The sequence below is a fragment of the uncultured Phascolarctobacterium sp. genome (assembly GCF_905212365.1).
Classification (GTDB): Bacteria; Bacillota; Negativicutes; order Acidaminococcales; family Acidaminococcaceae; genus Phascolarctobacterium_A.
The window spans coordinates 1-19,036 of record NZ_CAJMEH010000016.1; the positions used below are offsets into that span (position 1 = coordinate 1).

Sequence of the window (19,036 nt, forward strand, 5' to 3'; positions counted from 1 at the left end):
GTAGCCATATTGCTTCGCATAAAGATGTCCTCTTGAAAGACATTATTTGTGATCCCAAAATTGGCGATGCTGACTATTTAACAGGTCTTGATAATCAAACGATTTTTGGATGGATTCATGCTACCCAGAATAGAGATATTACTGATAAATTATTGCAAGGTGGATTGACTGCATTTGCTTGGGAGAAAATGTTCCAAAAAGGGCGACATGTTTTTTGGCGTAACAACGAGCTCGCTGGCGAGGCGGCTATTATGCATGCTTTCCAATGTTATGCGAGAATGCCGTATGAAACAAAAGTGGCAGTTATTGGGCGTGGAAATACGGCGCGTGGAGCCATTAAAGTCCTTAATATGATGGGAGCGGATGTTCGTCAATATGACCGTAGAATGGAAGAATTGCTTCGAGATGAATTGGAGCAATACGATGTTATCGTGAACTGTGTTCTGTGGGATGTAATGCGGACAGACCACATTATTAATCGAAGCGACTTAAAGCGCATGAAGCGTAATTCAATGCTCATCGATGTAAGTTGTGACCGTAATGGTGGAATTGAAACAAGTATTCCTACAACAATTGAAAACCCTACATATATAGTTGATGGAGTTTTACATTATGCTGTGGATCATACACCAGCACTTTTCCATAAAACATTTACTTGGAATAACTCGGAAGTGATTTGGAAGTACCTTGACGAATTGATTCAGGGCAAATATGAAAACACATTGAAAGATGCTTTGATTATAAGCCGCGGCAGAATTGTAGATGAAGAAATAAATAAATTTCAGGGAAGAATATAATTATGATATTCAAGAAAAACTCAATGATGACGGAGAAATAAGTTTTAACTAGGCCTGTGATAGACAGATGCGTGCTGATTGGTAAAATGCGATTTCCTAAAATGTGGGGATGAGAATGTATTGTTTACCATAGTATTAATAAGTATTTAAGGGGAAAATCACGTGAGGAGAAAAAGACTAATTTATAACACTGTATCATCATTTGTTTTTCAAATAACAACAATAATTTGCGGTTTTGTTTTACCGCGCCTAATATTGCAAAGCTTTGGCTCCGAAGTTAATGGCTTAGTAAATTCTATTACGCAATTTCTTTCTATCATTGCATTTTTAGAATTTGGAGTAGGCGCAGTGGTGCAATCGTCGTTGTATAAGCCGTTAGTAGATAATGATAGCTTTGTTATAAGTTCTATTATTGCTTCTGCTAATAACTTTTTTAAGCGATTAGCGCAAATTTTATTGGTATATATAATTGGTTTGATTATTATTTATCCAAGGCTTGTGAACGATTCTTTTGGCTGGTTGTATACTGCTTTGTTGATTGTTGCCATTAGTATAAGTTCTTTTGCTCAGTATTATTTTGGCGTAGTTGACCGGCTTTTGCTAACGTCGGCACAAAAAGGCTATATTCAATATAACGCTCAAACTATTACCTTGATTTTAAATACTATTGCCTGTTATGTTTTGATTAAATTAGGTTGTTCTATTCATATTGTGAAGTTGACAACTTCGGTCATATATTTATTGAGACCGATTTTTTTACGCTGGTATGTAAATAACCATTATAAAATTAATAGAAATATAAAGTATATAGGAGAGCCAATTGCTCAAAAATGGAATGGCGTTGCACAGCATGTTGCTGCTGTTGTTTTGGATGGAACGGCGCTTATAATTTTAACGATTTTTGACAATCTTAAATCAGTGTCGATTTATACAGTATATTTTTTAGTCGTTTCAGGGATAAAGCAATTATTTTTAGCTTCGACTAATGGAATACAGGCTTTGTTAGGAGAACTTTGGGCAAAACAAGATTTTGAAGAATTAAATAAAGTATTTTCTTGGACGGAATGGGTATTGCATAACCTGACGATGTTTTTGTTTGGCTGTACGGCGTTGCTAATAGTACCGTTTGTTCTGGTTTATACGCAGGGTATAAGCGACGCCAATTATTTTCAGCCGTCGTTTGCTTTAGTTTTGGTAGCGGCGCATGCTTGCCATTGCCTGAGATTGCCATATAACTTGATGATTTTGGCGTGCGGGCATTATAAGCAAACGCAGGGAAATTATATTATAGCAACGTTTCTTAATTTATGTATTTCGATCTTTACAGTAAAGTTTTTTGGACTAATAGGTGTTGCTTGCGGCGCGTTGATTGCTTTGGCTTACCAAGTAATTTGGATGGGCAGATATAATTCGCAGAATTTATTGCAGTATCCTTTCTCGAAAGTAGGCAAACAGCTTTTAGTAGATTTACTGTGCATTCTTGCTTTAGCAGTTATTTATAGTCAAATTCCTATGATATGTAGTAATTATTTTGTCTGGGTATTATGTGTAGTAAAAGTTAGCGTTATTTGGGCTGTAGTTTTATTACTCGTTAATAGAGTTTTCTATCCAGAAATGTTGGGAATGATAATGGAAAAATTTGCTGCATATATGAGGAAATAAAATAAAAAGAAAGACTAACTATTAAAAGTCAATAGGTTTTTGAAAAATTTTTCAAATTTCCTGAGATATGTCTTTTGGAAACAAATGTACCTTGAAAACCGCATGACAATCAGAGCATCGTCAATTCGGTGCTCGAATGGAATGTTTTATATCAGAAAGGAAATCATGCATAATTTACAAGAAGCTATCCGTAATTTACAACTGAATAATAAATTGGTTATTCTGCGCAGCTGCGGCGGCAGTAAACAAAGGGAGCTGTTGGCTTCCTTGACGAAGAATTACACCCAGGTGGATTTATCGCTGCCTAATCTGCGTTTGCAGGCGGAGCAGAATCAGCAGTTGTTTATGCAGGGCCTGCGTTTGCCGGTTTATTTGGCTGATTTGCATTATGCGCCGTCTTTATTGAATTATTTACTGAGTAGCGAATTGCCGTTGGGACAAATAATAGCCAGTTGCTCGCAAAGCTATTATTTGTCGGAGCAAGCGCAAGGGCAGCGGGTCGCCTTGCTGGAGCTGCCGCTGCGAATAAGCGGAGGGCCGCTTTTAATTCCGGAGCCTGCTGTTTTGCGAAAGCTGGCCGATTGCACAGAAAAAAATAATGTTCCTGCCGCTATTTTGCAGAGTAATATTACCGATGACGCGGCGGCTTATGTGCGCCGCTTGCTGCAGCAGGATATTATGGAGCGGACGACAGCCAGCGATGAAATAAAGTTTTATCGTTTTTTATGCGTAGTCGCCAGTATGCTGGGCAGTGTGGTTAATTATTCCAGCTTGGCGGCAAGTGTGGAAATTACTGCGCCTACAGCTAAGCAGTGGTTGCAATTTTTAGCGGGCACCGGTCTGGTGTATTTGCTGCAGCCGGTGACAGGCATTGCTGGCAAGCGTTTGGTGAAAGCGCCTAAGCTGTACTTTAAGGATACGGGCGTGGCGGCGCAGCTGCTGCAAATTTGCGATTTGCCGACTTTACTTCAGAGCGTTTATTTTAAAAATCTTTTTGAAAATTATGTGGTCAACGCTGTGCGGGAAAGCTTTTTGCAGCAGGGGATTGAACCTGAGCTGCGTTTTTATAAGGATTCCAATAATAAGGAAATCAATCTTTTGCTGACGTGGCAGCAGGCGCTTTATCCTTTATATATTGCTAAGGATAAATTTTATGGACGCAAGCTGGAAAAAAGCTCGGAAATTATGCAGGAATATGCGTGTAAGCATGGGCTGGCTTTAGGAACGAGCTGTGTATTTACTTTAGGCGGCTGCGGACGGCAGCTCAGCGAACGCCTATGGCAGCTGAACGCCGAAGCGCTGTAGAAATTTTCCGTTGCTTCTTTTCCTTTATACATGATATAATAAAAATATATAACTGTATTTCAGAGGAGGCAGCAGCATGAAGTGTCCATTTTGTTCGTACCGTGATAGCCGTGTCGTCGACAGCCGTGCCGTGGAGGATGGCGGCTCTATTCGCCGCCGCAGGGAATGCCCCCAGTGCGGCAGGCGCTTTACTACTTACGAAAAGTATGAAGAAACGCCTTTGGTTGTGAGCAAAAAGGATGGACGCCGTGAGCTGTTCGACTCTAAAAAGCTGCTGGCCGGTTTGCTGAAGGCCTTTGAAAAACGCCCTGTTCCTTATGAAAAGGTACAGGAAATTGCCGACAGCGTGGAACGCGAGCTGCGCATGAGCGGTGATTCCGAAATAGAAAGCGCTAAGATCGGCGAGCTGGTGATGCAGCATTTGGAGGAAACCGATCAAATCGCTTATGTTCGCTTTGCTTCTGTTTACCGTCAATTTGCCGACGTAAAGAATTTTATGCAGGAGCTGGAACGCATTATGAAAAAGAACGAGTAAAGCCCTGGAAGATGCAAAACAGGCGCCCCGGAGGTCCGCTTAAACAGCGGCCTTTGAGGCGCCTTTTCATATTCTGACATATGTAATTATTTTTCGGCTTGCTTTACCAGCGTCGGGACGAACCGCCGCCTCCGCCGCTGCCTCCGCCAAAACCACCGCCGCCGAAGCCGCCGCCCCCACCGCGCCGGAACAGGCTCAGGAGCAGCATTTGGGTGATAAAGCCGCCAAGGAACAGGTTGTCGATAATCAGCAGGACGATGACGCCTGCAATCAGCAGCAGGTCTGTCAGGCCGGAGCTTTTGCTGCCCGTCTGTCCGTTGGCAGCGCCGCCATTGTAACGCACGCCGGTCAGCTCTACGCCTTCGCTTTTGGCGATGGTGGCTGCGGTAGCGGCGTAGCCTTGCAGTATGCCTGCACTGTAATTACCCTTTTTAAAGTAGGGCAGCATATATTGGTCCTGAATACGGCCTGTTAAGCCGTCGGGCAGTACGCCTTCCAGACCGTAGCCTACTTCAATGCGGGAGGCACGGTCTTCGGTGGCGATGACCATTAGTACGCCGTTATTTTTTGCCTTATTGCCTACGCCCCACTGGCGCAGAACTGCCAAAGCATAATCCTCTATGGGATAACCGTTCAGGCTTTTGACGGTTACTACTGCTACCTGGGCGGTAGTTTTGTTATCCAGGTCTTGGCCGATACCGAGCATTTTCTGCCGGTCGCCTTGGCTGATAACGCCTGCGTAATCCTGTACATAGATGCCGCTAGACGCCGCAGGCCGCGGCGGGATATTGGGCTCGGCAAAGGCTGCCGCGGCAAAGAAGGTTTGCAGCAGCAGCACTAGGTAGATAAATAATTTTTTCATAGGCTAAACCGCCTTTCTTTAAAGCTGGTTTAGAATTTTACTTGGGGAACCTTTTGCGCGCCTTCATCCGCTTTGAAGTAATCGCGGGCGCTGAAACCAAAAGCGCCTGCGTACAGGGAAGCGGGCAGGGATTTGATTTTAGCGTTGTAAACCTGTACTGCGTCGTTATAATCCTTGCGGGCTACGGCGATGCGGTTTTCCGTGCCTGCCAGCTCGTCCTGCAGCTGGGTGAAATTGGCGTTGGCTTTCAGGTCTGGGTAGTTTTCTGCTACCATCAGCAAGCGGCTCAAAGCGCTGTTCATTTCGCTGTTGGCTGCGCTGGCTTCGGCAACGGTTTTAGCGCCGCCTAATTTAGCGCGGGCATCGCTGACCGCCTTGAAAACTTCGGTTTCGTGGGCGGCATAGCCCTTAACGGTGTTGACCAGATTGGGGATCAGGTCGTTGCGGCGCTGCAGCTGGTTTTCTACCTGCGCCCATTTGCCGGTAACATTTTCGTTCATGCTTACCAGACCGTTATAGCTGCTGAACAGCATGACTACGACGATTACTATAGCGGCGATAACGCCTAACAGGGTTTTGCTCATGGATACATCTTCCTTTCAGTTTTCCTAATAAATTTACAATATATGATAAATTCATTGTACGGTATCTTGCTGTTTCTGTCAAATGTCAAAAAGTCAAAAACGTAACCAATGTGCAAATTCTTTGTGAAAACAAGGGAGACCGTGAGCTTAGGGAAAGTTTATAGTTAAGATTTAAATACCATTGTGATATAGAATATATTTCTTGCATATATGTTTAATAAGGTGTATTATATAATTAGCTATATAATGACGGCAATTGAGTGAGACAATAAAAATCCTTTTGGGAGATGATGGAATTATGGCAAAAGAACTTAATTACAAAGAAATTGGCTTGCGTATTAAAACCCTGCGCTTGAAAAACAACATTTATCAAACGGAGCTGGCTAAAGAAATTGGCGTTTCTCAAACCCATATGAGCAATATTGAAAGCGGCAGAGCGGGGTTGACTCTGGAAAATCTTGTAAAAATGGCGCGTATTTTTGATTGCGGTATCGATGAGATTGTTTTTGGTACGGAAGCAGTGAAGCAGGATGCAGGTTTGGAAGCCTTGAAGAGCTGTACTATGCAGGATGTGCTGCAGGCGTTACAGATGCTGAAATCTATTAAAGGTTAAGTCGGAGGCTGTCGAGAAAGCACTAGCCGCGGTAAGCGGTGGGGCGTTTCTCTGGGCAGCTTGTATTTTTCACGTTTTTCGGACAAAGAGAAAACACTCTGCAGGGGATAGTGCAGAGTGTTTCTCTTAGGAAAGCTGTTTATGATGAATTTGATGGGAAGGGTGTAGCAAGTTCATCTTTGCTACATCTAAAGTATACTACATTGTCGTGGCAGAAGAAGGGCAAAGGATTGAAAAAAATGTGAAACAAAGCGTAAAAAGCGATATTTTACAAAAAAGTTAAAATTTTATTGTCTTGTTATGACGTACATGGCTTGGCTTTGTCTTTGACGTTTGTCGCTTAAACGAATACAAAAACGTAAAAAAAGATAAAGTGTCTACAAAGCTGTTTAGAAAAATTTACATAAAAAACGAAAAAATCGCCATTGCGATTAATACTGCAACAATAAATGTACTATTGCAAGGAAACAATTTGCATGATATAATCGACTTTAACAATAAGCTGCAATATTTATTAGCAGGGAGAAGAGGAGTTTGAACAATGAAAATGAAAAAGGTATTATCTGTGTTGTTGGCTTCCGCTGTGATGCTGGGCGCATTGACCGGCTGCGGCAGCGATAAAAAGGAAGAGGCCAAGAGCGACAGCATTAAATTGGGCGTATTTCTGCCCTTGACCGGCGATAACGCCGCTGGCGGTGAGTTGGAGCTGCGCGGTATTAAACTGGCTAACAAAATGCATCCCGAGGTTTTGGGTAAAAAGGTTGAGCTGGTTGTTGCCGACAATAAATCCGATAAGGCAGAGGCTGCTTCCGTAGCAGCGCGCCTGATTGAAAAGGATAAGGTAGTTACCTTGCTGGGAAGTTACGGTTCTTCCTTGGCTATGGCTGCCGGTAATATCGTAAAGGACGCTAAGGTTCCGGCCATCGGCACCAGCTGCACTAATCCGCAGGTAACGGCTAATAACGATTACTATTTCCGCGCTTGCTTTATCGACCCGTTCCAGGGCACTGTAATGGCTAACTACGCCTTCAAGCAGGGCGCACGCAAGGTTGCTATTGTACAGGAAGTTTCCAACGACTATTCCGTTGGTCTGGCAAAATTCTTTAAGGAAGCTTTTGTAAAGCTGACTAATGATCCTAACGCTATTATCGACATTGCTAACTATCAGACCGGCGATAAGGACTTTACCGCTGTGCTGACTAACTTAAAGGCTAAGAACCCGGACGCTGTTTTTGCTCCCGGTAACTTTACTGAATCCGCTCTGCTTGTTAAACAAGCGCGTCAATTAGGTATTGAAGCTCCGTTCATGGGCGGCGACACTTGGGAAACTCAGGAATTTATCGATGTTGGCGGCAAGGAAGTTGAAGGCTGCGTAATGAGCACCGCTTTTGACCGTGAAAAGGCTTCCACTGAAGAAGCGCAGAAGTTCCTGAAGGCTTACACCGACGAATACAAGGCTGAGCCTTCCGCATTGACCGCTATGGCATACGATTCTTACCTGATCGCCGTTGACGCTATTAAACGCGCTAACAGCACTGAACCGCAGAAGATTCGCGACGCTATCGCTCAAACCAAGGATTTGGAAGCCGTAACCGGCAAAACTACCCTGGATAAGAACGGCGACGCTATTAAGGCTGCTGTTATCAAGGTTGTTAAAGACGGCAAATTCAAATATTTGGATTATGTAGACGTAAAATAAGATAAGGCTTTAAAGTGTGCTCCTGCTTCCGATGGAGGCAGGAGCATATCTTTTGAAAGGCGGCCGTGGGGTCGTTACTCTTAAATGGTGGTGAAAGAATGGATTTTATAACTGATTTATTTCAGGTTATTGCCAATATGTCGGCCACGAGCTTAGCGCAGCATTTTGTCAACGGCGTTTCTCTGGGCAGCTTGTACGCCCTGATTGCCATTGGCTATACCATGGTATATGGCATTTTGCTGATGATTAACTTTGCTCACGGCGATATTGTTATGATGGCCTGCTATTTTGCCTTCTTTGGCATTACGGTGTTCCACATTCCCTGGTATATTACCTTTGTGGGCGTCATTATTGCCACGGCGTTGTTAGGCGTGCTTATCGAGCGCACGGCTTACCGTCCTCTGCGCGAGGCTCCAAAAAATTCCGTACTGATTTCTGCTATCGGCGCATCCTTCCTGCTGGAAAATCTGGCTAACTATCTGTTCAGTGGACGTCCGCTGCGTTTTCCAGATATTCCTGTGTTGAGCCAGAATATCGCCGTAGGCGGCGTGCAGATTCAGGCTATCTGCCTGCTGATTCCCGTAATTACCTTTATCAGCCTAGCTGTGCTGCTGCATATCGTCAACCACACGAAGGTGGGCATGGCTATGCGCGCTGTTTCCAAGGATTACGAAATTGCCCGCGTTATGGGCGTTAATATCGACCGCGTTATTTCCACAACCTTCGTGATTGGCAGCGCGTTGGCCGCTATCGGCGCGTTTATGTGGGGCGTGCGTTATCCCGGTATTACGCCTATGCTGGGCGTTATGCCGGGCTTGAAGTGTTTTATTGCCGCGGTAATCGGCGGCATCGGCAATATTAAGGGCGCAGTAATCGGCGGCTTTATTCTGGGCTTGGGCGAGGTCTTTATCGTGGCCTTCTTCCCGCAGCTTTCCGGCTACCGCGACGCTTTTGCGTTCATTGTGCTGATTATCATTCTGTTCTATAAGCCTACGGGCCTTTTGGGCGAAAAAACTACGGAGAAGGTGTAAGCATGACAAAAAGAAATATATTGCTGACTGTAGCCGGTATCGTGGTTCTTTTTGGCTTGGCCTGCTACGCTCAGTTGGAGCTTGATTCTTATTTTCGCAGAGTTATTAACCTGTGCTTGATTTATGCGATTATCGGCCTGTCCATGAATCTGACCAACGGCTTTGCCGGTCAGTTCAGCTTGGGTCAGGCTGGTTTTATGGCGATTGGCGCTTATGTGGTGGGCATTTTTACCGTGCCTGTGGGGCTGCGTGAAAATGTTTTTTATGCCGTGCCCATGAATCCGCTGATTGCCGATATTGAACTGCCGCTATGGCTGGCGCTGATTGTAGGCGGCCTGCTGTCGGCGCTGGTAGCCTTTTTGATTGGCACGCCGGTGCTGCGCCTGCGCGGCGACTATCTGGCTATCGCTACCCTGGGCTTTTCGGAAATTATCCGCATCGTGATTACCAATGCGCAGAGCTTTACTAACGGCGCTTTAGGCATTAAGGATATTCCAGCGCTGAACGACGTGCGTTATATTTTTATCGCTACGGCGATAACCTTTGTTTTTGTAACCTGCCTGATAAATTCTTCTTACGGCCGCGCCTTTAAAGCTATCCGTGAGGATGAAATTGCGGCTGAGGCCATGGGAGTAAGCCTGTTCCGTCACAAATGCCTGGCCTTTATGCTGAGCGCGTTTTTCGCTGGCATAGGCGGCGGCTTGTATGCTACACTGCTGGGTACCGTCGACCCTAAGAACTTCCTTTTTACCTTGACCTATAACTTTTTGCTGATTATCGTTTTGGGCGGTATGGGTAGCATCACCGGCAGCATGCTGGGCAGTATCATTGTTACGGCGGGTCTGGAATTCCTGCGCGTATTCGACGAGCCGCTAACGCTTTTCGGCACTGCGGTGCCGCTGTTCCGTCCAGGCTTCCGTATGGTTATCTTTTCCATTCTGCTTATGGCCTGCGTACTGTTCTGGCGCAAGGGCATTATGGGTACGGACGAATTTTCTTGGGATAAATTTGTCGCTTTCTGCAAAAATCCCTTCAAATATATGATGCGGAAGGGGGCTAAGAACAATGGCTAAGACGCCCACTGTTTTAAAAACCGACAGCATTACCATGCGCTTTGGCGGCGTAACCGCTGTTTTTGAATTGAAGCTGGATATCCGCGAGCATCAGATTGTGGCTTTAATCGGGCCTAACGGCGCGGGTAAGACCACGGCCTTTAATATGATTACCGGCGTTTATACGCCTACGGAGGGCGACGTGCTCTATACGATTCCCGGCAAGGAGGAGCGCAAGATTACCGGCAAGCGGCCCAGCGACATCGCTAAAATGGGTATTGCCCGTACCTTCCAGAATATCCGCCTGTTTAAGGATTTAAGCGTTTATGAAAACGTCATGATTGCTAAGCACCTGCATTTGAAGTCCGACTTTCTTTCCGCTGCGCTGCATCTGCCCTGGTATAATAAGGAGCAGCGCGCCATGGAGGCCGAGGTGGAAAAGCTGCTGCGCGAGGTTGATTTGTGGGATTTGCGCAATGAAAAGGCCAGCAGTTTGCCCTATGGCAAGCAGCGCCGCTTGGAGATTGTGCGCGCTTTGGCTACCAATCCGCGCCTGCTGCTTTTGGACGAGCCTGCCGCAGGCATGAATCCTAAGGAAACGGAGGAGCTGACGGAATTTATCCGCCAGATTCGCGATGAGTATAATCTGACGATTTTTATGATTGAGCATCATATGGATTTGGTTATGGAAATCAGCGATTGGATTTATGTTTTGGACTTCGGTATGCTGATCGCCGAGGGCACGCCTGCGGAGATTCAGAATAACAGCCGTGTTATCGAGGCTTACCTGGGGGTGGAAGAGGATGCTTAAAGTTGAAAATTTAGTTGTTTCCTACGGCGGCATCGAAGCTCTGAAGGGTATTTCGCTGGAGGTGCCTGAGGGTAAGATAGTAACACTGATTGGCGCTAACGGCGCTGGCAAAAGTACGCTGCTGCGCAGTATTATCGGCTTGGTGAAGCCGGATAGCGGCTCTATTACTTATAATGATAAGCAGCTGATGGGATTAAATTCCCAGCAGATTGTTACCAATGGTATTACGCTGGTGCCGGAAGGCCGCCGTATTTTCCCAAATCTGACGGTTTTGGAAAATTTGCAGATCGGCGCTTATCTGCGCAACGATAAGGACGGCATCGCTAAGGATATTCGTTGGATTTACGATTTATTCCCCCGTTTGGAGGAACGCAGCTGGCAGATGGCCGGTACTTTGAGCGGCGGAGAGCAGCAGATGCTGGCTGTAGGCCGCGCGTTGATGTGCCGTCCCAAGGTGCTGATGATGGACGAGCCGTCCTTGGGCCTTGCTCCTTTGATTATAAAGGATATTTTTAATATTATTCAGGAAATCAACCGTCAGGGCATGACGATCCTGCTTATCGAGCAGAACGCCAACATGGCGCTGAAGGTAGCGGACTTGGCTTACGTTTTGGAAACGGGCCGCATTACGATGAGCGGCACGGGGAGCGAGCTGCTGGAGAATCCGGATATTAAGGCTGCTTATTTAGGTAAAAAGAAATAGCATCTGATGCTTTCTAGCCTGTTTAAGTTATATAAATTTCACAATAGTCAACCAGTGGTAAATCATCGGTTGACTATTTTTTTTTAACTAGCTATAATTAGAAGGAACATTGATAACGGCAATGGGAGGTTATCCTGTGATTAAGATAGAGAATTTAAAGCATTATTATACCGACGCCGACGGCAACGAGGTTAAGGCGCTGGATGGCGTTAGCCTGGAGATAGAGCAGGGCGAGTTTGTGGCCGTCATCGGCGCTAACGGCAGTGGTAAATCTACCTTGGCACGGCATTTGAACTGTTTGCTGCTGCCTACGGATGGCCGCGTTGAGGTCGGCGGCATGAATACGCTGGACGAGAAGCATATGTGGGATATCCGCCAGCAGGTGGGCATGGTTTTCCAAAACCCTGATAACCAGATTGTGGCGGCGATTGTGGAGGAGGACGTGGCGTTCGGCCCTGAAAACATCGGCGTGCCCGGTCCGGAAATTGCTACCCGCGTGGCTAAGGCTTTGGCGGCGGTGAGCATGACGGATTATGCCAAGCATGCCCCGCATTTATTAAGCGGCGGGCAAAAGCAGCGTGTGGCTATCGCCGGGATTATGGCGTTGGAGCCTAAGTGCATCGTGCTGGATGAACCCACGGCTATGCTGGACCCGCAGGGCCGCAAGGAAATAGTGAGTACGGTGCGCAGCCTGAACAAGGAAAAGGACATTACCATCGTTTATATTACCCATTATATGACGGAGGCTTTGGCTGCCGACAGGGTTGTGGTTATGGAAAAGGGGCATATCCGCTTTACGGGGACGCCGCGTCAGGTGTTCAGCCGTGTGGACGAGCTGGAGCAGCTGGGGTTGGAAGCGCCGTTGGCCGCTAAGGTCGCCAGCGAGCTGCGCAAAAGCGGCGTGGATATGCCGGAGAATATTATTACGGATGAGGAGCTGGCGCAAGCATTATGTCAATAGCATTAACGAATATTTATCATACATATTCCAAGGGCACGCCCTTTGAGCGCCTGGCTCTGCGGGACGTTTCCTTGGAGATAGCCAAGGGTGAAATAGTTGCTATTATCGGGCACACCGGCAGCGGTAAATCGACGCTGGTACAGCATCTTAACGGTCTGCTGAAGCCTGATAAAGGGCAGGCCGCCATCGACGGCGTGAATATTAATGCCAAGGGAGCGCAGGCTAAAGCCGCCCGGCAGCAGGTGGGCATGGTGTTCCAATATCCTGAGCATCAGATTTTTGCGGAAACTGTTTTTGAGGATATTGCCTTTGGCCCGCGCAATAAGGGCTTTAAGGAGGATGAGGTGGCTAAGCAGGTGCGGGAGGCCATGGCTTTTGTCGGCTTGGATTACGATACCTTTGCCCAGCGTTCGCCCTTCCAGCTGAGCGGCGGGCAGATGCGCCGCGTGGCTATCGCCGGGGTGGTGGCGATGAATCCTGATTATCTGGTGCTGGACGAGCCCAGCGCCGGGCTGGACCCGCGCAGCCGCAACGCCGTGTTCCGCGAGATTATGGCTTTGCATAAAAGCCGCGGCATAGCTATTGTTTTAGTTACGCATAGCATGGAGGAGGCGGTGAAATACGCCGACCGCCTGCTGGTTATCAACGGCGGCCAGGTGCTGTTTGACGGCCAGCCTGCATCCATTTTCAAAGAGCATGGCGCAGAGCTGGTGCAGGTGGGCGTGGATGTGCCGCAGGTTTATAAGCTGGCGGCTTTGCTGCGGCAGCAGGGCTTGACTCTGCCGGAGGGTATTAAGGACGAAACGGCTCTGATTAAAGCGATTAAAAAGGCAAAGGGGTGGAAATGATGCTGAGCGATATTACGTTAGGTCAATATTTCCCAGGTAATTCCTTGATTCATCGTTTGGACCCGCGCACGAAGATTTTGGCGACGATTATTTATATTATCGCTATCTTTTTCGCTTCGACGCCCTTGTCCTACGGTATTTTGACAGGCTTTGCCGCCATAGTGATTCTGATTTCGCGTTTGCCCTGGCTGTTGGTGCTGAAATCCTTGAAGCCGATATGGATTATCGTTATTTTGACCATGCTGATTCATATGTTCACCGCGCCGGGCGAGCATATAATTTTTACCTGGAAGTTTTTGAGCGTGACTCAGGAGGGACTGGATATGGGCCTGAAAATGGCTGTGCGTTTGATTTTGCTGCTGCTGTTTTCTTCCGTGCTGACCTTTACTACCTCGCCCATTGTGCTGACGGACGGCATTGAAAGTTTACTGCGCCCCTTTAAAAGCGTGGGCGTGCCTGCCCATGAGCTGGCGATGATGATGACTATCGCGCTGCGTTTTATACCTACGTTATTGGAAGAAACCGACCGCATTATGAAGGCGCAGACGGCCCGCGGCGCAGATTTTTCCAGCGGTAATCTTCTAGAGCGCATGAAGAATATGCTGCCGCTATTGGTACCGCTGTTTATCAGTGCTTTCCGTCGGGCGGACGAGCTGGCGGTGGCCATGGAGGCCCGCTGCTACCGCGGCGGCGAGGGCCGTACCCGTATGCATGAATTGGTTTTTGCTGCAGGCGATTACGCCGCGCTGGCGCTGACGGTATTGCTGGCAGTTGGTCTTGCCGTGCTGCGCTGGGGGAACGTATGCGGACTATAAAGTTAGTGGTTTCCTACGATGGCAGCGCTTATCACGGCTTTCAAAAGCAGAAGAACGCCGTAACGGTGCAGAGCGTTTTAGAAGAGATGCTGGCGAAGCTGTGCGGCGAAAGGGTGGTTACGGCAGGCAGCGGCCGCACGGACGCAGGCGTGCATGCGCTGGCGCAGACCGTGACCTTTACAACCAACGGACGTATTCCCTGCGCCAATATTCTGCGGGCTTCCCGCACTATGCTGCCGCGAGATATTGTACTGCTGGACGCGCAGGAGGTAGAGAAGGGCTTTCACGCCCGTTTCAGCGCCTGCTGGAAAGTTTATCAGTATAGGCTTTTATGTAACGATTATGATGACCCCTTTAGGGCGCGCTATGCTTGGCAGCTGCGGGAGCGGCTGGACGTGGAGGCTATGAACGAGGCTGCCGCTTTTTTGTGCGGTACGCATGATTTCAGCGCCTTTCGCAGTACGGGCAGCGTGGAAGGCTCGGCCGTTAAAACTATATACGAGGCCTATTGGCAGCGGCAGGGGCGGGAGCTGGTCTTTCGCATTGCCGGTGACGGCTTTTTGTACCATATGGTGCGCAATATCGTCTGGGCTTTGGTACAGGTGGGGTTGGGGAAGCGCGCTCCGTCCGACATTGCCGCCGAGTTGCTGACGCAGCGGGGCACGGTTTTAAACGAGCCTGCGCCGCCGGAGGGCTTATATTTGGAGCAGGTTTTTTACGATAAGTATGCTTTTATGGAAACGGAACGGCTGTATTTGCGGCGGCTGAATCGGGGCGATTTCGCTCAACTGCGGCGCTTTTTGCAGGATGCGGAGGTTATGTACGCCTGGGAGCATGCCTTCAGCGACGATAAGGTAAGCGTATGGCTGGAGGAAAACCTGCGCCGTTATGCAGATGATGGCTTTAGCTTTTTGGCTGTAATAGAAAAGCAAAGCGGCCGCTTTTTGGGCGTTATCGGGCCGTTGATGGAGCATATCGACGGCGTAAAGGTTCCCGGTATCGCTTATATTCTGGCTAAGAAATATTGGGGGCAGGGCTTTGCCAAAGAGGCGGCGCAGGCCAGCGCGGATTATCTGCGCAGCTTGGGCTATGAGCGCATCGTGGCGGAAATCAGGCCGGAAAACGAGGCTTCTCTGAGGGTGGCACGGGCTTTGGGTATGCGGCGCTATGGTTCGTTTATCAAAAAATATCGTGGCCGTGAATTTTTGCACGACCTGTATTATACCGACGCTGCTTTTGCTGAAAAAGTGTAAAAAACTGTGCAAAAATCTCTTGACTTACTATCTTGATTTCAGTATAATATATCTACGTGATTTTCCGCTTGATTTCACTAGCCCCGAAATACGGTGAGAAGATCGCAACGAACTGTATATTTGGAATTTATCTAGGAGGGACACAAGCGATGAAATCTTTTATGGCTAATCCGTCCAACATCGAACGCAAATGGTTCGTTGTTGACGCAGCTGATAAAACTCTGGGCCGTTTGGCAGCAGAGGTTGCAAAAGTCCTGCGCGGTAAGCATAAACCGACCTTTACCCCGCATATGGACACCGGTGATCACGTAATCATTATCAATGCAGATAAGGTTGTTCTGACCGGTAAGAAACTGACTAAGAAAGTTTACTTCCATCATTCCGGTTATCTCGGCGGCGACAGCTATGTAAAGGCTGGCGATATGCTGAAGAAAAACCCTGTAAAAATGGTAGAGCTGGCTGTTAAGGGTATGATTCCTCATAACCGTCTGGGCAGCGACATTTTCTCCAAGCTTCATGTATACGCTGGCAGCGAGCATCCGCATGCAGCTCAAAAACCTGAAGTAATGGAACTCAACATCAGATAACATCCGGGAGGGAACTAATAAATGGCAGTAGTTACTTATAACGCAACCGGTCGTCGTAAATCTTCCGTTGCTCGCGTTCGCCTGGTTCCGGGTGAAGGCAACATCGTAATTAACGACCGCGAATTGAACCAATACTTTGGACTGAAAACCTTAGAGCTGATTGTAAACCAACCGCTCGAAGTTACCGAAACCAAAGGCAAATATGACGTACTAGTAAACGTAAACGGCGGCGGTATCTCCGGTCAAGCCGGCGCTATCCGTCACGGCATTGCTCGCGCACTGCTGAAGGTTGACGCTGAATTCCGTCCTGCTCTGAAAAAAGCAGGCTTCCTGACTCGCGACCCGCGCGAAAAAGAGCGTCGTAAATACGGCTTGAAGAAAGCTCGTAAAGCAAGCCAGTTCTCCAAGCGTTAATTTTTGGACTGTTTGGATCCAATCACAAATCGCAGCAAAACCCTGCAACCAATTGGTTGCGGGGTTTATTTTTGTTGTTTTAAGCCTTTAAGAAAAAAATCTGCCGCGGCGAGGATATTTTGGTATAATGGTTACAGATGCGGGTTGATGCCTGCTATTGACGTTTGGTTTTTGGAGGCAGTATGTTTGCTGTTAATGTTGCGATAAATTTACCTGTGAAAAGCCTGTTTAAGCAATTTACCTACGCTGTGCCATCGGAGCTGGCCTTTTTGGATGGCGGCTGGCGCGTAGTTGTTCCCTTCAGCGGCCAGAAGGTGGAGGGCTTTGTGGTGGAGCGTACCGCTGTGCCTACGGATGCGGCGGTCGCCGCCAAGCTGAAAGCTGTGGAGGCGGCGCTGGGCGACCGCCCCTGGTTTGACGAGGAAATGCTGGCGACGGCACGGTGGCTGAGCCAGTATTATATGTGCAGCCTGGCGGAGGCTATGCGGCTGTTCGTGCCGGGAAAGAGCAGCATTAAGCGGCATGCCGTGCGTAATAAACAGGGACGCTTGTTATATTATGCTTATGAGGAACGCTTGAAGGAAAAAACGGTGCTGGCTTACTGCATTAACGACGCGGGACGGCAGGCCTGGGCGGAGCAGTTCTTGGCGACGCGAGCTAAAGGGCAGCATGCGGCGCTGGGCGTTTTGGCGGCAGCCGAAGATTGGCTGACTGTGCAGGAGCTGGAGCAACAGGGCGTAAGCGCTGCGGTAGCCAGAGCCTTGGCGCAGCGCGGCTTGGCCGAAGCGGGGCAGAAGCGTATTCTGCGCAACAGCTACGAGCGGCCGCAGCAGCGCGGCGAATATTTGCAGCTGACGGAGGAGCAGCGCCGTGCGATGAGCGCTGTCAATGAAGCTGTGGACTCAGACCGTCACCAATGCTTTTTATTGCAGGGAATTACGGGCAGCGGCAAAACGGAGGTTTATCTGCGTGCGGCGGCGCACGCTGTGGACGCTGGCAAGCAGGTGTTGGTGCTGGTACCGGAAATCGCCTTGACGGCGCAGCTGGTGAAGCGCTTTCAGGCGTGGTTCGGCAGCGGCATTGCGGTGGCGCATTCCAAGCTGTCGCAGAACGAGCGCGGTGACGTTTGGCACAGGATGCGTACTGGCCAGGCGCAGGTTTTGATAGGCGTGCGCAGCGCCGTGTTCGCGCCTTTTGCCAAGCTGGGACTGGTGATTATCGACGAGGAGCACGAGAGCAGCTATAAGCAGGAGGAACGGCCTAATTATCACGCCCGCGATGTGGCGCTGGCCCGCTGCCGCCTTACTGGCTCGCCGCTGCTTTTGGGCAGCGCTACGCCCGACCTTTGCACCTATTATCGGGCGATGACTGGTGCGTACACCCATTTGCGGCTAACGGAGCGGCCCAACGGCAGCCATTTGCCCCGGGTTGAGATTGTGGATATGCGCAGGGAGCTGGCGGAGAAAAATTTCAGCGTGCTGTCGCGCAGGCTGCAGCAGGCTTTAGTGGCTGCGGCTGCCGCCGGGGAGCAGGCTATAGTGCTGCTGAACCGCCGCGGTTATTCTACCTTTGTTATGTGCCGCGACTGCGGGCAGACCATTACCTGCCCCCACTGCGCCGTAGCGTTGGTTTATCACAGTGCCCACGAGGATATGCGCTGTCATTACTGCGGCAATACGGCGACAGTGCCTGTGGAATGCCCTAATTGCCATAGTAAACGCATTAAATTTTTCGGTACCGGCACGCAGAAGGCGGAGGCTGAATTGCAGCGGCTGCCGCAGGTACGGGTGCTGCGTATGGATCAGGATTCCACTATGGCGAAGTTCGCTCACGAGGAGATTCTGCGGCGTTTTGCCGACGGCGAATGCAATGTGTTGATAGGTACGCAGATGGTGGCGAAGGGTCACGACATACCAAATGTTACGCTGGTGGGCGTGCTGTCGGCGGACAGCCCGCTGCACCTGCCGGATTACCGCGCTTCGGAGCGGGCCTTTTCGCTGCTGACTCAGGCGGCGGGCAGAGCTGGGCGCGGCGATAAGCCGGGTCAGGTTATTTTTCAGACCTATGAGGCGGAAAATAACATTATTCGCTTGGCGGCGCGGCAGGATTACGATACCTTTGCGCAAGAGGAATTAAAGGAGCGGCAGGCTTTCTTTTATCCGCCCTTTTCTCAGATATTGAAGCTGACAGTGTGGGATAAGGACGAGGGAGCAGGCTTGGCGCTGGCGCAGAAGCTGGTGTTTTATCTGCAGCGGCTGCAGCTGGAAAAGAAGCTGGCCGATGTGCAGATTGCCGGGCCTTTTCCGGCGCTGGTGGCGAAGGTGCGTGACCTGTACCGCTTCAATGTTTTGCTTAAAGCGGCGGATATGCAGCCGGTGAAGGAGGCTTTGTTGAACAGCGAATTCAAGGAGCAGCCTAATTTGTTTTTTGACGTTGACCCGGCGTCGGTTATTTAAATGCGGTTGACCGAGGTTTGCTTATTTGCGCCCGGATGTGCTATAATA

The 19,036-nt window shown here is 48.8% G+C and carries 19 protein-coding genes; 17 read left to right on the forward strand and 2 right to left on the reverse strand.

The window, feature by feature from the left end:
* From QZ105_RS04215 to nrdR, 4 genes are all read left to right on the forward strand, one after another.
* Window positions 1-797 (forward strand): NAD(P)-dependent oxidoreductase (locus tag QZ105_RS04215; protein WP_293728606.1); only part of this gene is annotated, 797 nt, incomplete at its 5' end.
* A 162-nt stretch (window positions 798-959) separates the two neighbouring features.
* A complete protein-coding gene (locus QZ105_RS04220) occupies window positions 960-2,459 on the forward strand; it encodes a hypothetical protein (RefSeq protein WP_293728607.1) in 1,500 nt (499 codons plus the stop codon).
* Window positions 2,460-2,600: 141 nt separating this feature from the next.
* Complete coding sequence (locus tag QZ105_RS04225; RefSeq protein WP_293728608.1) at window positions 2,601-3,764, forward strand: DUF4143 domain-containing protein; 1,164 nt, start codon at window positions 2,601-2,603, stop codon at window positions 3,762-3,764.
* A gap of 76 nt (window positions 3,765-3,840) precedes the next feature.
* Window positions 3,841-4,299 (forward strand): transcriptional regulator NrdR, encoded by a 459-nt coding sequence (gene nrdR / locus QZ105_RS04230; RefSeq protein WP_293728609.1) that lies wholly within the window; start codon window positions 3,841-3,843, stop codon window positions 4,297-4,299.
* A 103-nt stretch (window positions 4,300-4,402) separates the two neighbouring features.
* On the opposite strand, the gene QZ105_RS04235 is transcribed toward nrdR, so the two are convergent.
* Together QZ105_RS04235 and QZ105_RS04240 are read right to left on the reverse strand one after the other, a co-directional pair.
* Window positions 4,403-5,161 carry a YgcG family protein gene (locus tag QZ105_RS04235; protein ID WP_293728610.1) on the reverse strand — a complete coding sequence of 253 codons (759 nt, stop codon included), beginning with the start codon at window positions 5,159-5,161 and terminating at the stop codon, window positions 4,403-4,405.
* Between the two features lie 29 nt (window positions 5,162-5,190).
* A complete protein-coding gene (locus tag QZ105_RS04240; protein ID WP_293728611.1) occupies window positions 5,191-5,745 on the reverse strand; it encodes a LemA family protein in 555 nt (184 codons plus the stop codon).
* Window positions 5,746-6,043: 298 nt separating this feature from the next.
* On the opposite strand from QZ105_RS04240, the gene QZ105_RS04245 reads away from it, so the two are divergent.
* From QZ105_RS04245 to priA, 13 genes are all read left to right on the forward strand, one after another.
* Window positions 6,044-6,358 (forward strand): helix-turn-helix transcriptional regulator, encoded by a 315-nt coding sequence (locus QZ105_RS04245; protein WP_293728612.1) that lies wholly within the window; start codon window positions 6,044-6,046, stop codon window positions 6,356-6,358.
* 547 nt (window positions 6,359-6,905) lie between these two features.
* Window positions 6,906-8,057 (forward strand): ABC transporter substrate-binding protein, encoded by a 1,152-nt coding sequence (locus QZ105_RS04250; RefSeq protein WP_366935980.1) that lies wholly within the window; start codon window positions 6,906-6,908, stop codon window positions 8,055-8,057.
* A 98-nt stretch (window positions 8,058-8,155) separates the two neighbouring features.
* Window positions 8,156-9,088: a branched-chain amino acid ABC transporter permease gene (locus tag QZ105_RS04255; RefSeq protein ID WP_293728614.1), complete on the forward strand. Its 933-nt coding sequence runs from the start codon at window positions 8,156-8,158 to the stop codon at window positions 9,086-9,088.
* A 2-nt stretch (window positions 9,089-9,090) separates the two neighbouring features.
* Window positions 9,091-10,161 carry a branched-chain amino acid ABC transporter permease gene (locus QZ105_RS04260; RefSeq protein ID WP_293728615.1) on the forward strand — a complete coding sequence of 357 codons (1,071 nt, stop codon included), beginning with the start codon at window positions 9,091-9,093 and terminating at the stop codon, window positions 10,159-10,161.
* Entirely contained in the window at window positions 10,154-10,951 is a 798-nt protein-coding gene (locus QZ105_RS04265; RefSeq protein WP_293728616.1) for an ABC transporter ATP-binding protein, read from the forward strand. The genes QZ105_RS04260 and QZ105_RS04265 overlap by 8 nt, the downstream gene beginning before the upstream one ends.
* Window positions 10,944-11,654, forward strand: coding sequence for an ABC transporter ATP-binding protein (locus QZ105_RS04270; protein ID WP_293728617.1), 711 nt, complete (start codon window positions 10,944-10,946; stop codon window positions 11,652-11,654). Before QZ105_RS04265 ends, QZ105_RS04270 begins: the two co-directional genes overlap by 8 nt.
* A gap of 121 nt (window positions 11,655-11,775) precedes the next feature.
* Window positions 11,776-12,615 carry an energy-coupling factor transporter ATPase gene (locus QZ105_RS04275; RefSeq protein WP_366935981.1) on the forward strand — a complete coding sequence of 280 codons (840 nt, stop codon included), beginning with the start codon at window positions 11,776-11,778 and terminating at the stop codon, window positions 12,613-12,615.
* Complete coding sequence (locus tag QZ105_RS04280) at window positions 12,606-13,463, forward strand: energy-coupling factor transporter ATPase (protein WP_293728619.1); 858 nt, start codon at window positions 12,606-12,608, stop codon at window positions 13,461-13,463. The genes QZ105_RS04275 and QZ105_RS04280 overlap by 10 nt, the downstream gene beginning before the upstream one ends.
* A complete protein-coding gene (locus tag QZ105_RS04285; RefSeq protein ID WP_366935982.1) occupies window positions 13,463-14,278 on the forward strand; it encodes an energy-coupling factor transporter transmembrane component T in 816 nt (271 codons plus the stop codon). Before QZ105_RS04280 ends, QZ105_RS04285 begins: the two co-directional genes overlap by 1 nt.
* The gene (truA, locus tag QZ105_RS04290; protein ID WP_293728621.1) at window positions 14,266-15,531 is read left to right on the forward strand and encodes a tRNA pseudouridine(38-40) synthase TruA; all 1,266 of its coding nucleotides are present in this window, start codon (window positions 14,266-14,268) and stop codon (window positions 15,529-15,531) included. The genes QZ105_RS04285 and truA overlap by 13 nt, the downstream gene beginning before the upstream one ends.
* Window positions 15,532-15,680: 149 nt before the next feature.
* On the forward strand, window positions 15,681-16,118 hold the full coding sequence (gene rplM, locus QZ105_RS04295; RefSeq protein WP_293728622.1) for a 50S ribosomal protein L13: 438 nt from the start codon (window positions 15,681-15,683) through the stop codon (window positions 16,116-16,118).
* A gap of 21 nt (window positions 16,119-16,139) precedes the next feature.
* Window positions 16,140-16,532, forward strand: a complete 393-nt coding sequence (gene rpsI, locus QZ105_RS04300; protein WP_293728623.1) for a 30S ribosomal protein S9 — start codon at window positions 16,140-16,142, stop codon at window positions 16,530-16,532.
* A gap of 182 nt (window positions 16,533-16,714) precedes the next feature.
* Complete coding sequence (priA, locus tag QZ105_RS04305; protein WP_293728624.1) at window positions 16,715-18,988, forward strand: primosomal protein N'; 2,274 nt, start codon at window positions 16,715-16,717, stop codon at window positions 18,986-18,988.
* Window positions 18,989-19,036: the final 48 nt, after the last annotated feature.

Coding starts and splice junctions, on each gene's coding strand:
- QZ105_RS04245 (WP_293728612.1), top strand. CDS start 6,044: ATGGCAAAAGAACTTAATTACAAAGAAATTGGCTTGCGTATTAAAACC.
- rpsI (WP_293728623.1), top strand. CDS start 16,140: ATGGCAGTAGTTACTTATAACGCAACCGGTCGTCGTAAATCTTCCGTT.
- priA (WP_293728624.1), top strand. CDS start 16,715: ATGTTTGCTGTTAATGTTGCGATAAATTTACCTGTGAAAAGCCTGTTT.
- QZ105_RS04270 (WP_293728617.1), top strand. CDS start 10,944: ATGCTTAAAGTTGAAAATTTAGTTGTTTCCTACGGCGGCATCGAAGCT.
- QZ105_RS04235 (WP_293728610.1), bottom strand. CDS start 5,161: ATGAAAAAATTATTTATCTACCTAGTGCTGCTGCTGCAAACCTTCTTT.
- QZ105_RS04250 (WP_366935980.1), top strand. CDS start 6,906: ATGAAAAAGGTATTATCTGTGTTGTTGGCTTCCGCTGTGATGCTGGGC.
- truA (WP_293728621.1), top strand. CDS start 14,266: ATGCGGACTATAAAGTTAGTGGTTTCCTACGATGGCAGCGCTTATCAC.
- QZ105_RS04280 (WP_293728619.1), top strand. CDS start 12,606: ATGTCAATAGCATTAACGAATATTTATCATACATATTCCAAGGGCACG.
- QZ105_RS04275 (WP_366935981.1), top strand. CDS start 11,776: ATGGGAGGTTATCCTGTGATTAAGATAGAGAATTTAAAGCATTATTAT.
- rplM (WP_293728622.1), top strand. CDS start 15,681: ATGAAATCTTTTATGGCTAATCCGTCCAACATCGAACGCAAATGGTTC.
- QZ105_RS04255 (WP_293728614.1), top strand. CDS start 8,156: ATGGATTTTATAACTGATTTATTTCAGGTTATTGCCAATATGTCGGCC.
- nrdR (WP_293728609.1), top strand. CDS start 3,841: ATGAAGTGTCCATTTTGTTCGTACCGTGATAGCCGTGTCGTCGACAGC.
- QZ105_RS04260 (WP_293728615.1), top strand. CDS start 9,091: ATGACAAAAAGAAATATATTGCTGACTGTAGCCGGTATCGTGGTTCTT.
- QZ105_RS04225 (WP_293728608.1), top strand. CDS start 2,601: ATGTTTTATATCAGAAAGGAAATCATGCATAATTTACAAGAAGCTATC.
- QZ105_RS04240 (WP_293728611.1), bottom strand. CDS start 5,745: ATGAGCAAAACCCTGTTAGGCGTTATCGCCGCTATAGTAATCGTCGTA.
- QZ105_RS04285 (WP_366935982.1), top strand. CDS start 13,463: ATGCTGAGCGATATTACGTTAGGTCAATATTTCCCAGGTAATTCCTTG.
- QZ105_RS04265 (WP_293728616.1), top strand. CDS start 10,154: ATGGCTAAGACGCCCACTGTTTTAAAAACCGACAGCATTACCATGCGC.